The sequence below is a fragment of the Streptomyces sp. VNUA24 genome (genome assembly GCF_029167005.1).
Classification (GTDB): Bacteria; Actinomycetota; Actinomycetes; order Streptomycetales; family Streptomycetaceae; genus Streptomyces; species Streptomyces scabiei.
This window is the reverse complement of sequence record NZ_CP119143.1, coordinates 8,970,817-8,986,612: the sequence shown is the minus strand read 5'-3', so window position 1 is coordinate 8,986,612 and position 15,796 is coordinate 8,970,817. Positions and strand designations below refer to the sequence as shown.

The following is a 15,796-nucleotide window of genomic DNA, read 5'->3' as shown; positions in this document are numbered from 1 at the left end:
GGGCCGCGGTCGTGGAACGCCACTCCCGTGCGAGACGAGGAGGCCCCCGATGCAGGCAGCCGTAGGCGACACCCTGCTGGTGCACGGCAGGACCGTCGGCCACCACGACCGGACCGCGCGGGTCCTGGAAGTGCTCGGCGACGACGGCAACCCGCCCTACCGGGTGCGGTTCGAGGACGACGGGCACGAGGCGCTGATGTCTCCGGGCCCGGACACGGTCGTCCGTCACCCCGGCGAGCCCGGGTAACGGGTCCGCGCCCGCCCGGTCCCGTCAGCGCGGTGGTTCCGCCGGCCGCCGGTAGTGGTCGGCGACCACGCGGGCCATGGCCCCGATCCTGTCCTCCTCCACCTCCTTGGCGGAGAAGAACACATGTCCCCGGACCTCTGTGTGCTCCTTGGCGAGGGTGAGGTGCCGCGACAGCTCGGCCGGGTCCTGCCAGGCCGCGGGCTGCGCCGGGTCACCCGCCTTGTACAGGGCCTCCCCGATGTACAGCCGCGTCCCGCTGCCCCGGGCGGTCTCCTCCCACCAGGGCAGCAGCTCGGCGTAGTCGGCGGCCGCGAAGCCGATGTTCCAGTACAGCTGCGGGACGATGTAGTCGATCCAGTGCTCCCGGACCCAGGTCCGTGTGTCCGCGTACAGATCGTCGTACGTCTGTACGCCGGCCCGCGTGGCCGAGCCCCGTGCGTCGGTCTCGGCGTTGCGCCACACCCCGAAGGGGCTGATCCCGAACTGTGTGCCCGGGCGGATCGTCCTGATCTCCGCGGCGGTCTCCCGGACCAGCCGGTCGATGTTGTCCCGCCGCCAGGCGGCCCGGCCGGAGAAGCTCCCGCCGTACCGGTCGTACGCCGCGTCGTCGTCGAAGACCTGGCCGGCCACCGGGTACGGGTAGAAGTAGTCGTCGAAGTGCACGGCGTCGACCGGGTACTTCCGCAGGGCGTCGAGCATGGCCTCGCGCACGAAGGCGCGGACGGCGGGGATGCCCGGGTTGTAGTAGAGCTTGCCGCCGTAGGGGACGACCCAGTCGGGGTTCTTGCGCGCCGGGTGCGAGGCGACGAGACGGCTCGGGTCGGCGTGGACGGCGATCCGGTACGGGTTGAACCAGGCGTGCAGTTCCAGGCCCCGGGCGTGCGCCTCCTCGACCGCCGTGCCGAGGGGGTCCCAGCCGGGGTCCTTGCCCTGGGTGCCGGTGAGGTACTGGGACCAGGGCTCGTGCGGGGAGGGCCAGAGCGCGTCGGCGGTGGGACGGACCTGGAAGATCACCGCGTTGAGGCGGCGGGCCACGGCGGTGTCGAGGTGGGCGCGGAGTTCGGCGCGCTGCGCGCCGGCGGACAGGCCGGGGACGGAGGGCCAGTCCCGGTTGAGGACGGTGGCCAGCCACATGCCGCGCAGTTCGCCCTCGGCCGCCCTGCGGCGGCGGGGGCCGGGCCTCCCGCCGGCGACGGCGGTACCGGCCGCCGCACCGCCGGCCGCCACGAGTGTCGCCGCCGCGGTCGCCCAGAACGCCCGTCGTGACATGCGTGGCTTTCGGTGCATGGGGCTACCTCCGCGTCCCGCTTCCCGCGTGTCCGCGCCGTCGCGGACCGGTCCCGGCCAGCCTTCCATGGACACCCGGACTACTGATCGGTAGACGCCACGGGTAACGTGCGGGTTTGGCGCAGGACCGAACCAGGGGTATCTGCCAGGTACGTGGACCAGTGAAAGGGACGATGTGACGGACTTCCCGACGGGAGATCTCGCACGAGTCGGAGTCGTGGGCTGCGGCCAGATGGGAGCGGGCATCGCCGAGGTGTGCGCCCGCGCCGGACTGGACGTGAAGGTCGCCGAGACCAGCGGCGAAGCTCTGGAGATCGGCCGTACCCGGCTGTTCAACTCCCTGTCCAAGGCGGCGGAACGCGGCAAGATCACCGAGGCGGAGCGGGACGGGACGCAGGCGCGCCTCGGCTTCACCACCGACCTCGGCGAGTTCGCCGACCGTGATCTCGTCATCGAGGCGGTCGTGGAGAACGAGCAGGTGAAGACGGAGATCTTCCAGGTGCTCGACCAGGTGGTGACCCGCCCCGACGCGATCCTCGCCTCCAACACCTCCTCCATCCCGCTGGTGAAGCTCGCGGTCGCCACCTCGCGGCCGGACCACGTCATCGGCATCCACTTCTTCAACCCGGCCCCGGTGCAGAAGCTCGTCGAGCTGATCCCGGCGCTCACCACCTCCGAGGGCACCCTCAGCCGGGCACAGCTGTTCGCCGAGAAGGTGCTCGGCAAGCACGCCGTGCGCGCCCAGGACCGCTCGGGCTTCGTGGTCAACGCGCTGCTCGTGCCGTACCTGCTCTCCGCGATCCGGATGTTCGAGTCGGGCATCGCGGGCCGCGAGGACATCGACAACGGCATGGAGCTGGGCTGCGCGCATCCGATGGGCCCGCTGAAGCTCTCCGACCTGATCGGCCTGGACACCATCGTCTCCATCGCCAACAGCATGTACGAGGAGTACAAGGAGCCGCTGTACGCCGCTCCCCCGCTGCTCCAGCGCATGGTGGACGCCGGACGGCTCGGCCGTAAGACGGGGTCCGGCTTCTACTCGTACGCCTGACTACGGACGGTCAGCCCCCTTCGGTGCCCACGGGCCCGGTACCTGGAAAGGTGCCGGGCCCGTCGCATTCACACACCGTGTGCGCGACGGACACGCATATGCCGTTCGCACACTCTCCCCACGCGCCCACCAGGCGAGTTGACTGCACGTGCACAGGCAAGGGATGGAACGACTACGGAGAGGAGCGGACTCGTGGCCATCGACCCCGAGCATCCCGTGCACCACGGCGAACTCGCAGAGTTACGCCGCCGCCTGGATGTGGCGCACACACGCGTCGAAGGAGGGCTGACCCTGCTGAGCCACCGCGCCGAACAGAGCGCCAAGGAACTGGACGACCTGCACACCCGGGTCGTCACCCTGGAGCACGCCCGCTGGCCCCTGCCCGCGGTGGCGGCCCTCACGGCCCTGGGCGCCCTGGTGGTGTCCGTCTGGCAGGCGCTGGGCCGCTAGGGCCCGGGGCGGGACACCCGGAGGCTTTCAGGGCCTGGTGTCCTGCCCGAGACGCAGGTGGTGCAGCAGGAGCAGGGCTGCCGCCATGTTGGCGGCCGGGACCTCGCCGCGGGCGACCATGTCGGGAACGAGCTTGAGGGGGACCCATTCCCTGCGGTCCGACTCGAAGTCGTCCACGGGATGACCGACGTACGCGCCCTCGTCGGCCCAGTAGATGTGGTGCCGGGCGTCGGTGAGCCCGTTGGACGGCTCGACGCTCATCAGGTGGCGCAGGGGTCCCGGCCGCCATCCGGTCTCCTCCTCCAGTTCGCGGGCGGCGGCCTCGGCGACGGCCTCGCCGTCCTCGACGACCCCCGCCGCGAGTTCCCACCCCCAGCTGTCGGTGATGAAGCGGTGCCGCCACAGCAGCAGCACCTCGTTGGCCTCGTTGATCACGGTGGCCACGGCCACGGGCCGCAGCCGTATCAGGAAGTGATCGAGGCGTCGCCCGTCCGGCAACGCGACATCTGCGAGATTGACGCTGAACCAGCGATTCGAGTACACAGTTTGTTCGCTCTGTTTCGCCCACTGCATGGTTCTGCCACCTTCCGCCGATTAAGTGGCAATATCGCAGCAGGAGCTGAGGGACAGCAGGCGCACGGCCGGTGCACGGCCGCACCCCGGGCACCGCGTCAGATCGGTACGCGCAGCGCTCCGTCGATGAGTTCGGCGGCTTCGGAGGTCCCCGCGCAGCCGCTGCGCACCAGGTGTTCGCGCACCGCCCGCAGTCGGTCGCGCAGGCGCATGGACTCCGTTCCCCGCGCCCGCTCGGCCATTTCCACGGCCGTGGCCACCGCCTTGTCCGCGTTGCCCTGGCGCAGCTCGATCTGGCTGAGCATCGCGAGCCGGTGCACCCGCCCCCGGTCGTGCGCCGGGGTGCCGACGGCCGCCGCCGCGTGCTCCGCCGCGGCCGCCAGATCACCGAGGCTGAGCAGTGCCTCCGCCACCTGTACGTTCACCAGACCGGGCTGGACATAGCCGGTCTCATCGGGTTCATGACCGCGCCGGATGTGCTCGGCGGCCTGCTCGGCCCGCCGGATGCAGGACAGGGCACTCGTACCGTCGCCCAGGTGCGCGTACGCCTTCGCCTGCATCGCGTAGAGGTCGGAGGAGAGCGCGGGGGTGATGTGCCGGCCCGCGGTGCGCAGCGCCGCCTCGGCGAAGGCGACGGCCTGACGGTGCTCGCGCATGAACAGCGACTGGTTGACGAGGAGGGCGATCACATAGGCGCCCAGCCCCCGGTCCCCGCTGGCCTTGGCCAGCCGCAGCGCCTGGTGGAAGTACCGCTGGGCGAGCCCGTGGGCGTCGGAGTCGTACGCGCAGATCCCGGCGATGGCCACCAGCCCCCCGGTGGCCCGGTGCAGTTGGCGCCCGGTGGCGTCGGTGTAGCTGCCCCGCAGCAGCGGCGCGGCCTCCGCGTTGAGGAATCCGACGATCCGGGTGCGCGTGGCGACACCGCCGGCCTTGCGGTACATCTGCTCGTAGTGCGTACGGGCCGCGCGCAGCATCTCGATGTCGGCCATGCTCACGTGGTGCCGCCCGCCGCGGGACACGTCGACGTCCTCCGGCGGGTTCTCCCACTCCCAGACCGGCATCACGGCGGGTGTGCCGGTGACGGCGGGGGCACCGAGGACGTGCGGGCGCTGCTGCTCGTCGGAGCGCCACAGGGCGGTGGCGCGCTCCACGAACCCGGAGAGCCCGGCCCCGTGCGAGGAGACCGGCTCGCCGGGCACACCGAGCCCGATGTCGTCGAGGGTGACCGTCCGGCGCAGCCGTCCGGCGAGCACCTCGCAGATCAGGTCGGGCACCTGGCCGCGCGGCCGCTGGCCCTTCAACCACCGTGCCACGGCGGTGTGTTCGTATCTCAGGGCGAGCCCCCGGGCCCGCCCCGCCTGGTTGACGTGGGCGGCGAGACCGGCGTGGGAGATACCGGCTTCGTCGAGGATCGCGTCGAGCAGGGTGTTGGGCTGCATGGAGGCCCTCCGGTGGCTCGGTGCCGGCGCATCGCAGCGTAGCGCCTCCCGTTTCACACGGGGTGTGAAAGGAATGCCCGGATTCGGACGGTGCGCGCGCTGTCGCGGAGAGTTCCGGACGGGTTGACTGGGATGCCTCGCAAGAGGCCGGCCGGGCCGCCGGCTCCCCCTCGTACAGTGCGGTGGCCCTGCCGGGCGGAACGGGGCGACTACGGGGCGGGGGCGACCGGTGGGGTGTCGGGCGCGGACCGTAGGTGGCTGGTCGAGGCCCCCGGCGCAGCCGCGGATGCATGCGGCCCCGGGCCCCTGAGTACCGCCGTGCGTACACGGTCGTTGCGGAGGACCAGTATCGCGATGTCGTCCTTGGGCCGTCCTCCGGCGTGACGCAGGAGCTGGGTGAACACCGAGCGGAGTACCGCCCGGGGCAGGACGGGGCGGCCACGTACGGCTTCCGTCAGGGCGGCGGCCAGGGGGAAGAAGCGGCCCTGGCGGTCCCTGGCGTCCTCCACACCGTCCGTGTGCAGGAACAGGGCCTCGCCCGGGAGGAGCCGGCCGCAGGCGGTGACCGGGAGTTCGGCGGGCAGCGGGAAGAGTCCGAGCGGCGGGAAGGGGTCGGCGCGGGCGACCGGTGTCGCGCGGCCTGCGCCGAGCAGGTACGGCCAGGGATGACCGCAGTTCAGAGCGTGGAGGGCGCCGTCGGGGGCGATCTCCAGGAGGAGGACGGTCACGAAGTCCTCGGTGTCCGCGGTGTCCGCGGTGCTCCCCGCGTGGGCACGGTCGCGGTCCCGCAGATGCCGGGCGAGGGCGCGGTCGAGGCGGGAGAGGACCCCGGCCAGCTCGGCCTCGTCGTGGGCGGCCTCGCGGAAGCCGGCCAGCACGGCGGCGACGGTGCCGATGGCGGCGACGCCGTGTCCCCGTACGTCGCCCATCACCACCCGGACGCCGTGCTCCGTCGGGATCACCTCGTACAGGTCGCCGCCGACCCTCGCGCCCCGGTCGGCGGAGAGCAGCGCGGCGGCGGTGGCCAGTCCGTCGATCCGCGCGGGCAGCGGCCTCAGCAGAGCGCCACGCACGGCGGCCGCGGCCTCACGGGCCTGCCGTGTCTCCCGCAGCAGCACCCGCCCGACGTGCAGCAGCAGTCCGGTGCCGGCCGCGAGGCACACGGCACCACCGGCGATCCGGGCCCCGACACGGGGGGACCGCCGGCCGAACGGCCCGCGTCCCCGGGACCATGTCCTGCGGGGAAGCCCAGCCCTGACTCGAATCATGCCGTTGGCCCCCCATCAGGCCCGGACAGCGCGAAGGCCCCAGAGAGGCCGGTCCGATTCTGTCCACTGCCCGCCCCGACTGAAGTGCCCACCCCGGATTCTCACCCGAACGAGTGAGGTGCCCCCGGGCGTCCCCGGACGGATGGCCGAGCATCCGTCCGGGCACGCGGGGAACAGGGGTGCGGGACGGCGCCCTAGCTGCGCAGCACCGCGCCCGTGCGCTCGCCCGCCAGGGCGACCGCCGCGTCCCGGGCCGCCGTGGCCTCGTCCACGGTCAGCGTCCGGTCCTCGGCACGGAACCGCAGTGCGTACGCCAGGGACTTCCGCCCGTCACCGAGCTGCTCCGCGTTCTCGTAGACGTCGAACAGCCGGATGCCCTCCAGCAGCTCGCCCGCCCCCTCGCGCAGCGCGGCCTCCACGTCGGCGTGCGGCACGAACGCGTCGACCACGAGCGCGACGTCCTGCGTGGCCACCGGGAACGAGGAGATGTGCGGGGCCTGCGGGGTGGTGTTCCCCGCCTGCTCCACGGCATCCAGGTCGAGTTCCATCGCGGCGGTGCGGGCCGGCAGCCCGAGCGCCTTGAGCACCCGGGGGTGCAGTTCACCGGCGTGGCCGACGACCCGCTCGGTGCCGTCGGCGACGACCACGAACTCGGCGCACCGGCCCGGGTGCCAGGGACCGTACTGGCCCTTGCGGACGATCAGTTCGGCACCGGCCTCGCGGGCGACGGCGCGGCCCGCCTCGACGGTGTCGGCCCAGTCGGCCGGACGGCCCCGGCCCCACCAGCCGGCCTGCTCACGGGCCCCGGCGACGACCACGGCGACATGGCGCGGCTGCTCCGGCAGCGCGGCGTTCAGCGCCGCGATCTCCTCGTCGGTGGGCCGGCGGTCGACCGGGAGGGACACCGCGACGGCCTGCTCCTCGCGCGGGAGGAAGACCAGCCCCGTCTCGAACAGGGCCAGGTCGTGCGTGCCCCGGCCGTCGTTGCGCCGCAGCGCGGCCAGCAGGCCCGGCAGCAGCGAGGTGCGGAGCGCGGGCTCCTCGTCGTTGAGCGGGTTGGTGAGCCTGACGACACGCCGGGCCGGGTCGTCGGCATCGAGGCCGAGCTGGTCGAAGACCTGCTCGCCGATGAACGGGTAGTTCGGCGCCTCGACGTACCCGGCGCCGGCCAGCGCGCGGCCGACCCGGCGGTGCAGCCGCTGCCGGTGGGTCAGACCGCGGCCCGAGGGCGGCTTGGGCAGCGTGGAGGGCAGGTTCTCGTAGCCCTCCAGGCGGATGACCTCCTCGGCGAGGTCGTTGACCTCGGCGAGGTCGGGCCGCCAGGACGGCACGGTGACGATCAGGTCGTCCGTCCCGTACACGTCGCAGCCGACCTCCTGGAGGCGGCGTACGACGGTCTCACGCCCGTAGTGGACGCCCGCGACCTTGTCCGGGTGGTCCGCCGGGACGGTGATGGTGTGCGGCGCGGACGGGGTGACCACCTCGGTGACGCCCGCGTCGGCGGTGCCGCCCGCGAGGAGCACCAGCAGGTCGACGGTGCGCTGGGCGGCGGCGGGCGCGGCCAGCGGGTCGACGCCGCGCTCGAAGCGGCGGGACGCCTCCGACGACAGCTTGTGCCGGCGGGCCGTCCGCGCGATGGCGACCTGGTCGAAGTGGGCGGCCTCGATGACGACGTCGCTGGAGGCATTCTCCAGGTCGTCGTGGTCCGCGATCTCGGTGTCGGCGCCGCCCATGACCCCGGCGAGGCCGATGGGGCCGCGCTCGTCGGTGATCACCAGGTCCTCGGCGTGCAGCTTCCGCGTGACGCCGTCGAGGGTGACGATCTTCTCGCCCTCCTCGGCCCGGCGCACGCCGATGGTGCCCTGGACGAGGGAGCGGTCGTAGGCGTGCAGCGGCTGGCCCAGCTCCATCATCACGTAGTTGGTGACGTCGACGGCGAGGGAGATCGGGCGCATGCCGACCTTCTGCAGCCGGCGCTTGAGCCAGATCGGGGAGCGCGCGTCGGGGTCGAGACCGGTGACGGTGCGGGCGGTGAAGCGGTCGCAGCCGAGCGGGTCGGAGACCTGGACGGGGTGGCCGAACGCGTTCGGGCCGGGGACGTCGAGGAGCGCCGGGTCGCGCAGCGGCAGGCCGTAGGCGATGGCGGTCTCGCGGGCGACGCCCCGGATCGACAGGCAGTCGCCGCGGTTGGCGGTGACGGCGATGTCGAGGACCTCGTCGACCAGTTCCAGCAGCTCGATGGCGTCCTTGCCGACCTCGGTCTCCGGCGGCAGCACGATGATGCCCTTGGTGCCGTCGTCGCCCATGCCCAGCTCGTCGCTGGAGCAGATCATGCCGTGCGAGTTGCGGCCGTAGGTCTTGCGGGCGGAGATGGCGAATCCGCCGGGCAGTTCGGCGCCGGGCAGGACGACCACGACCTTGTCGCCGACGGCGAAGTTGCGGGCGCCGCAGACGATCTCCTGGGGCTCGCCGGTGCCGTTGGCGGTGCCGACGTCGACGGTGCAGAAGCGGATGGGCTTCTTGAACTCCGTCAGCTCCTCGATGGTCAGCACCTGACCGACGACGAGCGGGCCCTTGAGGCCGTCGCCGAGCTGTTCGACCGTCTCGACCTCCAGACCGGCCGAGATCAGCTTGGCCTGGACGTCACGTCCGGTCTCGGTGGCCGGCAGGTCGACGTACTCCCGCAGCCAGGAAAGCGGGACCCGCATCAGATCTCCATCCCGAACGGCCGGGTGAACCGGACGTCACCCTCGACCATGTCTCGCATGTCTTCGACGTTGTGGCGGAACATCAGCATCCGTTCGATGCCGAACCCGAAGGCGAATCCGCTGTACTTCTCGGGGTCGACACCGCAGGCCGTGAGCACCTTGGGGTTGACCATGCCGCAGCCGCCCAGCTCGATCCAGCCCTCGGAGGAGCAGGTGCGGCAGGGGCGGTCGGGGTTGCCGACGGACTCGCCGCGGCAGACGTAGCAGACCATGTCCATCTCGGCGGACGGCTCGGTGAACGGGAAGAAGTTCGGCCGCAGCCGGGTCTTCATGCCCTCGCCGAACAGGGCCTGGACCATGTGGTCCATGGTGCCCTTGAGGTCGGCCATGGTCAGGCCCTCGTCGACGGCCAGCAGCTCGACCTGACGGAAGACCGGGGTGTGCGTGGCGTCCAGCTCGTCGGTGCGGTAGACGACACCGGGGCAGATCACGTAGACCGGCAGCTCGCGGCTCAGCAGGGAGCGGATCTGCACGGGCGAGGTGTGCGTGCGCAGCACGACGCCGGACTCGGTGCCGCCTTCGGGACCCTGCACGAAGAAGGTGTCGGCCTCGCCGCGGGCCGGGTGGTCCGGGCCGATGTTGAGCGCGTCGAAGTTGAACCACTCGGCCTCGACCTGGGGGCCCTCGGCGACCTCGTAGCCCATGGCCACGAAGACGTCCTCGATGCGCTCCGACAGGGTGGTGAGGGGGTGGCGGGCGCCGGCCGGTACGCGGTCGTACGGCAGGGTGACGTCCACCGCCTCCTCGACCAGTACCCGGGCGTCGCGCTCGGCCTCCAGCTCGACCTGGCGGGCGGCGAGTCCCTTGTTCACCGCGCCCCGCGCCTGGCCGACCAGCTTGCCGGCGGCGGCCTTGGCCTGCGGGGGCAGGGCGCCGATCTCGCGGTTGGCGAGGGACAGCGGAGAGGTGCCGCCGGTGTGGGCGACCTTGGCCTCCTGGAGCGCTTCGAGGGAGTCCGCGGCGGCGAAGGCGGCGAGCGCCTCGTCCCGCATGCGCTCGATCTCTTCCGGTTTCAAGGCCTCGACCTCTACCGGGTCGTACGACTTATTCGGTGCCGACATCTCTTCCCGTGCTTCCGATTGGCTGACTGAAGGTCCCCGTGACCGGCGCTCAGGGCCGTGTGCAGGACACAAAGGTGCCAAAGGCCGAGTCTAACGGGGTGGTGGTGTCCGGATGCGCCCGCAGGCTGCTCAGGCCAGGTAGGCCGGAGCGCTCACGGGCAACGTAAATCGGAACTCGGCGCCGCCGAGCGGGGCGCGTCCGACGGTGATGGTGCCGCCGTGGGCTTCGACGATGCCCTTGACGATGTACAGCCCGAGGCCGGTGCCGCCGCGCTTGCTGCCCCGCCAGAAGCGGGTGAAGACGCGGTTCATGGACTCCTCCGGGATGCCACTGCCCTCGTCGCTCACCGTGACCGACGTGCCGCTGTCCTCCCCCTCACGGGGGGACGCCGTGGGCGTGACCTCAATCGTGACCGTTCCCTCGCCGTGCCGCACCGCATTTTCCAGCAGGTTGCTCAGCACCTGGTCGATCTTGTCGGGGTCGGCCCACAGGTCGGGGAGCGGCTGTCCGATCCGCAGCAGGAACCGGTCGGCGGGCTGTCCGGCGGCGACATAGGACTGGATGTGCCGTCCGACGGCCGCGCCGATGTCGACGGGCTGCCTGCGCACTTCGAGCCGCCCGGAGTCGATGCGGGAGATGTCCAGCAGCTCGGCGATGAGCCGGGTGACCCGGTTGGCGTCGGCGTCCACGGTCTCCAGCATCAGTTTCTTCTGGTCGTCCGTGAACCGCTCCCACTTGGCCAGCAGGGTGGCGGTGAACCCCTTGACCGAGGTCAGCGGCGACCGCAGCTCGTGGGCGACGGTGGCGATCAGCTCGGCGTGACTGCGTTCGGTGCGGCGCCGGGCCTCGGTGTCGCGCAGGGACACGACCACCCGCCGTACGGGTCCGGTCGGCCCGGTACGGAGGTAGCGGGCCGAGACGAGGATCTCGCGCGCCCCGGGCAGCAGCAGGTTCCGCTCGGGCTGTCCGACGCGGATGGCGAGCCCGCCGTACGGGTCGGTCAGCTGCCACCAGCGGCGGCCTTCGAGGTCCTCCAGGGGCAGGGCCCGCTCCAGCGGGAGACCGAGGGCGTCGGCGGGGGGGGTGGCGGTGATCCGGGCGGCGGCGGCGTTGAAACAGATCACGCGGCCGTGCTCGTCGGCCACGACCAGTCCGTCGGGGAGGTCGTCGGGGTCGATGCCCAGCTCGGCGAGATCATCGTGCCGGGCCGCCGTCGGGGCGGGCACGTCCCGTGCCTCCCGTGTGCCGCTCGTGCCGACCCTCATCCCCGTACCCCACCTCTCGCGTTGTGCAGTGGGCCCCCGAGCCCGTCACCCTACTAGCTGGGCGTGACGGTGCGGCACCCTCCGAAGGCGCGCTGTGCACGGGCGGACGCGTAGAGACATACGGCGGCGGCGGTCGCCAGGTTCAGGCTTTCCGCCTTTCCGTGGATCGGCACCCGTACGACGGCGTCGGCCAGCTCCCGGGTCTCCTCGGGCAGCCCCCACGCCTCGTTGCCGAACACCCACGCCGTGGGCCCGCCCATCGTTCCCTTGTCGAGCTCCGCGTCGAGGTCGTCGTCGCCCGCGCCGTCGGCGGCGAGGATCCGCACCCCGGCGTCCCTGAGCCCCGCCACGGCCTCCTCGACGGGCACGCCGACGGCGACGGGCAGATGGAACAGCGACCCGACCGAGGCGCGTACGGCCTTGGGGTTGTAGAGGTCCACGGAGGCGTCGGTGAGCACGACCGCCTCCGCCCCGGCGGCGTCGGCGCAGCGCAGTACGGTGCCGGCGTTGCCGGGGTCGCGGACGTGGGCGAGGACGGCGACGAGCTTGGGGCGGCCGGCGAGGATCTCCGCGAACGGGGTGTCGAGGAACCGGCAGACCCCGACGAGGCCCTGCGGGGTGACGGTGGTGGAGATGTCGGCGACGACGGTCTCGTCGGCGAGGTGGACGCGGGCGCCGGCCGCGTGGGCCTCGCGCACGATGTCGGCGTAGCGCTCCGCGGCCTCGGCGGTCGCGAACAGCTCGACCAGGGTGTCTCCGTGGCCGGCGGCCTCCCGCACGGCCTGCGGGCCCTCCGCCAGGAACAGGCGGTCCTTCCCCCGGAAGTTCCGCCTCGCGAGCCGGCGGGCCGCGACGACGCGGGCGGACCGAGGGGAGATCAACTCGGGGGTGGGCATGGGTCACCTTTTGGGTCTTGGGTCTTGGATCGGAGAGCTCGGGGGGTTCGGTGCGTTGTCGGGTGCGGGTGGGTGGGGCTTCTCGCGCAGTTCCCCGCGCCCCTAAAAGCATCAGGCCCCTGCGGGCCTGAAAAGCTCGGGGCGCAGCCCGTGCTTTTCAGGGGCGCGGGGAACTGCGCGACCAGCCCCCACTCGCCCGCACCCGACAACGCACCCAAAAGACCCGGGCCCACAGGCGGCTTGCACCTGCGGGCCCGGGTCATACGCGGCTCAGAGCCAGCGCAGCGTCACGCCGCCTTGGGCGCGTTCACGTCCGCCGGCAGCGCCTTCTGCGCGACCTCGACCAGCGCGGAGAACGCCGTGGCGTCGTTGACGGCCAGCTCGGCGAGGATCTTGCGGTCGACCTCGATGTTCGCGGCCTTCAGACCCTGGATGAGGCGGTTGTACGTCATGCCGTTCTGGCGGGCCGCAGCGTTGATGCGCTGGATCCACAGCTGACGGAAGTCGCCCTTGCGCTTCTTGCGGTCGTTGTAGTTGTAGACCAGCGAGTGGGTGACCTGCTCCTTGGCCTTGCGGTACAGGCGCGAACGCTGACCGCGGTAGCCGGAGGCCGCCTCGAGGATCGCCCGGCGCTTCTTGTGGGCGTTGACTGCCCGCTTGACGCGTGCCACTTTTTACTCCTTGTAGCGGGGCCGTGGTTGTCGTCACACGACCCGAAATCGATGGGGTCCCGGTCCTGACGTACGTACGGCGCGCTGCGACCGGCCGGTCAGCCGGTCAGGCGCCGCCGCGTCACTTGCCGAGAAGCTTCTTGATCTTCGCGGCGTCGCCCGGGGCCATCTCGGCGGTGCCGGTGAGGCGGCGCGTCACGCGGGACGACTTGTGCTCGAGCAGGTGGCGCTTGCCGGCGCGCTCACGGAGCACCTTGCCGGAGCCGGTGATCTTGAAGCGCTTGCTGGCACCGCTGTGCGACTTGTTCTTCGGCATAGCGCCGTTCTCTCCTCGTCAGTGGCGCTCCGGTGCCCGGTCGCGAAACCGGGCACGACGGAACGTCATTTCTTTCGGTTGACACCCTGGACCGGTGTCCAGGGCTTCCCCCGGACTCGCGTCCCGGGGACTTACGCCTCCGCAGGCTCCTCGGCCGGCGCCGCTTCGACGTCGGCCTGGCCGGCGTCGGTCTGCTCGGCGGCGTTCTGCGACTTGCCGGGATTGGCCTTCGCTTCCGCCTTCCGGGCTTCCTGCGCCTGACGGGCCTCGGCCATCGCCTCGGTCTTCTTCTTGTGCGGACCGAGAACCATGATCATGTTTCGGCCGTCCTGCTTCGGGTTCGACTCGACGAACCCGAGGTCCTCGACGTCCGAGGCGAGCCGCTGCAGCAGTCGGTAGCCCAGCTCGGGCCGGGACTGCTCGCGACCACGGAACATGATCGTGATCTTGACCTTGTCGCCCTGCTTGAGGAACCGGACGACGTGACCCTTTTTGGTGTCGTAGTCGTGCGGGTCGATCTTCGGCCGGAGCTTCATCTCCTTGATGACCGTGTGCGCCTGGTTCTTGCGCGCCTCACGGGCCTTCATGGCCGACTCGTACTTGAACTTCCCGTAGTCCATGAGCTTGCAGACCGGCGGACGGGCGTTCGCGGCCACCTCGACCAGGTCGAGGTCGTACTCCTGCGCAAGCTCCAGGGCCTTGGCAAGCGGAACAATCCCGACCTGCTCGCCGCTGGGACCGACAAGTCGCACCTCGGGAACGCGAATCCGGTCGTTGATGCGGGGCTCGGCGCTGATGGATCCTCCTCGGTAGCACCACACGACGGTCTGGCGGACCGCCGCGTCATGTCTGGTTGACATCAGGACCAACCGTCGGGAGCCACAAAAAATGCCCCGGACGAGACACAGGCGGGGCTCCATGGAATGCCGGAGCACCGCCGCGGTGTCCCGCGGGGCGCAATATCGGACAGCTCCACCGTCCGTACGGAACGGTGGTGGCCGTCTGACCGGTTGACCTGCCGTCCCGAAGGGCGGTCAGGTGGGAGTTCGGAGCCTCCACTTGCGGGCCGGGCACACAGGTGTCCAGCCGGTCTTTGACACAACCATACCGGGTTGAAACCCGGCGTGCCAATCGAGGTGCGGCGGCCTCCCGCAGGTCGGGGCGTACGCGCCGGGGCCTATCGTGTGGGGCATGAGTGAGACCCCTCCTGAGAACCCCGACTTCGACTCGATGACCCGCGACATCGCCGAGGTCCCCGCGGTCGAGGTGATCGTGACGGTCGCCGTCAACCTGATGAGCGCCGCCGCGGTGAAGCTCGGTCTGACGGAGGAGGGCGACAAGTACAAGGACCTGGACGAGGCCCGCAAGCTGGTCTCCGCCCTCGCCGGTCTGCTGGACGCGTCCGCGACCGAGATCAGCTCCTTCCACGCGGCGCCGCTGCGCGACGGCCTGAAGTCGCTGCAGCTGGCGTTCCGCGAGGCGTCGGTCGTCCCGGACGAGCCGGGCCAGGGCCCGGGCGAGAAGTACACGGGCCCGGTCTACGGCTAGGACCAGCCCCTGGTGCCCGCGCCTGTGACGAGCGCGGGCACAGGTGTGGGCACAGGCACACGCACAGGCGCCCGACCGCTACTCCCGTACGAACAAGGGCTCGCCCGGTGGCGTCGCCCCGGCCGGCAGCAGTGCCAGGTCGAGGCCGCGGACCAGGCGGGCCCGCAGTGTCTCGTCGGCGGCGAGGCGGCCGGCCACGGACCGTGCGGACGCGGCCGGGTCCGCGGACGGGTCGAGGACGAGGGCGAGGGTGCCGTCGGCCTGTCCGGGGCCGAGGTGGGCCCGGAGCACGGTCGGCTCGGCGACGACGGCGGACCGTACGGCGTCGCGGACGGCGGGGTCGGCGAGCGGGTCGGTGGTGGTGCGCCCCTCGGCGAGCGCGCGCAGGGCCGGGCCGGTCAGCTCGTAGGGGACGGGACCCGCGAGGTCGAGGACGATCGTGTCGGCCTTCTCGTGCGCGGCGGCCCGCAGGGCTTGGTGCAGGGGCACGGCGACGGGGCGGGCGGCGGGGTCCCAGCGGGCCAGGGAGTCGGTGGAGGTGAAGGCGGGCAGGGCGGTGCGGCCGCCGGCCTTCAGGGTGGGGACGGCCATGTCACTGGTCTTCTCACGGCGCAACCCGTTCTCGTCCGTCTCGACCTCGCCGAGCACGGCCACGACGGGCACGAGCAGCCGGGCTCCCCCGAGGGCTTCGAGGACGGGGCCCACGGCCGTCCGGTCCTCGGCCCAGGCGGCGAGCGCGGCGCTCAGCCGGGGGTCCGCGGAACCGTCGTCGTCGGAGAAGCCGGGGTCGGGGATGTTCTTGTTCGCCACGGTCGTCGACCCTATCGGGGCAGGTCCGCCGGGCGTCCGGCAGGCCGGAAACACGGCGGTCACCTCGCTCACGGTTTTCTCAGCTCTCCCTGACCGGGATTTAACAACCGGCTCACCACACGCACAGCACGGCACAGAACCATCG

Annotated in this window: 16 protein-coding genes; 4 read left to right on the top strand and 12 right to left on the bottom strand. The window is 71.8% G+C overall.

All coding sequences use genetic code 11. From position 1 onward, the window contains the following. Positions 1 to 49: 49 nt before the first annotated feature. Positions 50 to 247 carry a DUF1918 domain-containing protein gene (locus PYR72_RS38625; protein ID WP_275459607.1) on the top strand — a complete coding sequence of 66 codons (198 nt, stop codon included), beginning with the start codon at positions 50 to 52 and terminating at the stop codon, positions 245 to 247. A gap of 24 nt (positions 248 to 271) precedes the next feature. Here PYR72_RS38625 and PYR72_RS38620 read toward each other — a convergent pair whose 3' ends face one another. Beyond that, positions 272 to 1,516: a family 10 glycosylhydrolase gene (locus tag PYR72_RS38620; RefSeq protein ID WP_275460634.1), complete on the bottom strand. Its 1,245-nt coding sequence runs from the start codon at positions 1,514 to 1,516 to the stop codon at positions 272 to 274. Positions 1,517 to 1,709: 193 nt separating this feature from the next. Between PYR72_RS38620 and PYR72_RS38615 the strand changes: the two genes are divergently transcribed. Then, a complete protein-coding gene (locus PYR72_RS38615) occupies positions 1,710 to 2,585 on the top strand; it encodes a 3-hydroxybutyryl-CoA dehydrogenase (protein ID WP_275459606.1) in 876 nt (291 codons plus the stop codon). Between the two features lie 192 nt (positions 2,586 to 2,777). Further along, positions 2,778 to 3,035: a hypothetical protein gene (locus PYR72_RS38610; protein WP_086759337.1), complete on the top strand. Its 258-nt coding sequence runs from the start codon at positions 2,778 to 2,780 to the stop codon at positions 3,033 to 3,035. Positions 3,036 to 3,062: 27 nt separating this feature from the next. Here the strand turns inward: PYR72_RS38610 and PYR72_RS38605 are convergent, their stop codons facing one another. From PYR72_RS38605 to infC, 10 genes are all read right to left on the bottom strand, one after another. Further along, positions 3,063 to 3,608, bottom strand: coding sequence for an NUDIX domain-containing protein (locus PYR72_RS38605; RefSeq protein WP_275459605.1), 546 nt, complete (start codon positions 3,606 to 3,608; stop codon positions 3,063 to 3,065). Positions 3,609 to 3,706: 98 nt separating this feature from the next. Further along, positions 3,707 to 5,047 carry a transcriptional regulator gene (locus PYR72_RS38600; RefSeq protein ID WP_275459604.1) on the bottom strand — a complete coding sequence of 447 codons (1,341 nt, stop codon included), beginning with the start codon at positions 5,045 to 5,047 and terminating at the stop codon, positions 3,707 to 3,709. Between the two features lie 209 nt (positions 5,048 to 5,256). Beyond that, positions 5,257 to 6,210, bottom strand: a complete 954-nt coding sequence (locus PYR72_RS38595; RefSeq protein WP_343245554.1) for a PP2C family protein-serine/threonine phosphatase — start codon at positions 6,208 to 6,210, stop codon at positions 5,257 to 5,259. Positions 6,211 to 6,509: 299 nt separating this feature from the next. Continuing rightward, entirely contained in the window at positions 6,510 to 9,023 is a 2,514-nt protein-coding gene (gene pheT / locus PYR72_RS38590) for a phenylalanine--tRNA ligase subunit beta (RefSeq protein WP_275459602.1), read from the bottom strand. Further along, complete coding sequence (gene pheS / locus PYR72_RS38585; RefSeq protein ID WP_275459601.1) at positions 9,023 to 10,144, bottom strand: phenylalanine--tRNA ligase subunit alpha; 1,122 nt, start codon at positions 10,142 to 10,144, stop codon at positions 9,023 to 9,025. The genes pheT and pheS overlap by 1 nt, the downstream gene beginning before the upstream one ends. A gap of 129 nt (positions 10,145 to 10,273) precedes the next feature. Further along, positions 10,274 to 11,410 (bottom strand): ATP-binding protein, encoded by a 1,137-nt coding sequence (locus tag PYR72_RS38580; RefSeq protein ID WP_275459600.1) that lies wholly within the window; start codon positions 11,408 to 11,410, stop codon positions 10,274 to 10,276. 53 nt (positions 11,411 to 11,463) lie between these two features. After that, positions 11,464 to 12,306, bottom strand: coding sequence for an RNA methyltransferase (locus PYR72_RS38575; RefSeq protein WP_275459599.1), 843 nt, complete (start codon positions 12,304 to 12,306; stop codon positions 11,464 to 11,466). 287 nt (positions 12,307 to 12,593) lie between these two features. Then, on the bottom strand, positions 12,594 to 12,977 hold the full coding sequence (gene rplT / locus PYR72_RS38570; RefSeq protein WP_005485307.1) for a 50S ribosomal protein L20: 384 nt from the start codon (positions 12,975 to 12,977) through the stop codon (positions 12,594 to 12,596). Positions 12,978 to 13,098: 121 nt separating this feature from the next. Then, a complete protein-coding gene (gene rpmI, locus PYR72_RS38565) occupies positions 13,099 to 13,293 on the bottom strand; it encodes a 50S ribosomal protein L35 (protein ID WP_006374321.1) in 195 nt (64 codons plus the stop codon). A 131-nt stretch (positions 13,294 to 13,424) separates the two neighbouring features. Then, positions 13,425 to 14,153: a translation initiation factor IF-3 gene (infC, locus tag PYR72_RS38560; protein WP_275459598.1), complete on the bottom strand. Its 729-nt coding sequence runs from the start codon at positions 14,151 to 14,153 to the stop codon at positions 13,425 to 13,427. Between the two features lie 331 nt (positions 14,154 to 14,484). On the opposite strand from infC, the gene PYR72_RS38555 reads away from it, so the two are divergent. After that, positions 14,485 to 14,841, top strand: a complete 357-nt coding sequence (locus PYR72_RS38555) for a DUF1844 domain-containing protein (protein ID WP_013004919.1) — start codon at positions 14,485 to 14,487, stop codon at positions 14,839 to 14,841. A gap of 78 nt (positions 14,842 to 14,919) precedes the next feature. Here the strand turns inward: PYR72_RS38555 and PYR72_RS38550 are convergent, their stop codons facing one another. After that, positions 14,920 to 15,651: an SseB family protein gene (locus PYR72_RS38550; RefSeq protein WP_275459597.1), complete on the bottom strand. Its 732-nt coding sequence runs from the start codon at positions 15,649 to 15,651 to the stop codon at positions 14,920 to 14,922. Positions 15,652 to 15,796: the final 145 nt, after the last annotated feature.

Bases quoted from the DNA above. Each gene is read 5' to 3' on its own strand.
- PYR72_RS38625 (WP_275459607.1), top strand. From the start codon at position 50: ATGCAGGCAGCCGTAGGCGACACCCTGCTGGTGCACGGCAGGACCGTC.
- PYR72_RS38620 (WP_275460634.1), bottom strand. From the start codon at position 1,516: ATGTCACGACGGGCGTTCTGGGCGACCGCGGCGGCGACACTCGTGGCG.
- PYR72_RS38605 (WP_275459605.1), bottom strand. From the start codon at position 3,608: ATGCAGTGGGCGAAACAGAGCGAACAAACTGTGTACTCGAATCGCTGG.
- PYR72_RS38600 (WP_275459604.1), bottom strand. From the start codon at position 5,047: ATGCAGCCCAACACCCTGCTCGACGCGATCCTCGACGAAGCCGGTATC.
- pheT (WP_275459602.1), bottom strand. From the start codon at position 9,023: ATGCGGGTCCCGCTTTCCTGGCTGCGGGAGTACGTCGACCTGCCGGCC.
- pheS (WP_275459601.1), bottom strand. From the start codon at position 10,144: ATGTCGGCACCGAATAAGTCGTACGACCCGGTAGAGGTCGAGGCCTTG.
- PYR72_RS38580 (WP_275459600.1), bottom strand. From the start codon at position 11,410: ATGAGGGTCGGCACGAGCGGCACACGGGAGGCACGGGACGTGCCCGCC.
- PYR72_RS38575 (WP_275459599.1), bottom strand. From the start codon at position 12,306: ATGCCCACCCCCGAGTTGATCTCCCCTCGGTCCGCCCGCGTCGTCGCG.
- rpmI (WP_006374321.1), bottom strand. From the start codon at position 13,293: ATGCCGAAGAACAAGTCGCACAGCGGTGCCAGCAAGCGCTTCAAGATC.
- infC (WP_275459598.1), bottom strand. From the start codon at position 14,153: ATGTCAACCAGACATGACGCGGCGGTCCGCCAGACCGTCGTGTGGTGC.
- PYR72_RS38555 (WP_013004919.1), top strand. From the start codon at position 14,485: ATGAGTGAGACCCCTCCTGAGAACCCCGACTTCGACTCGATGACCCGC.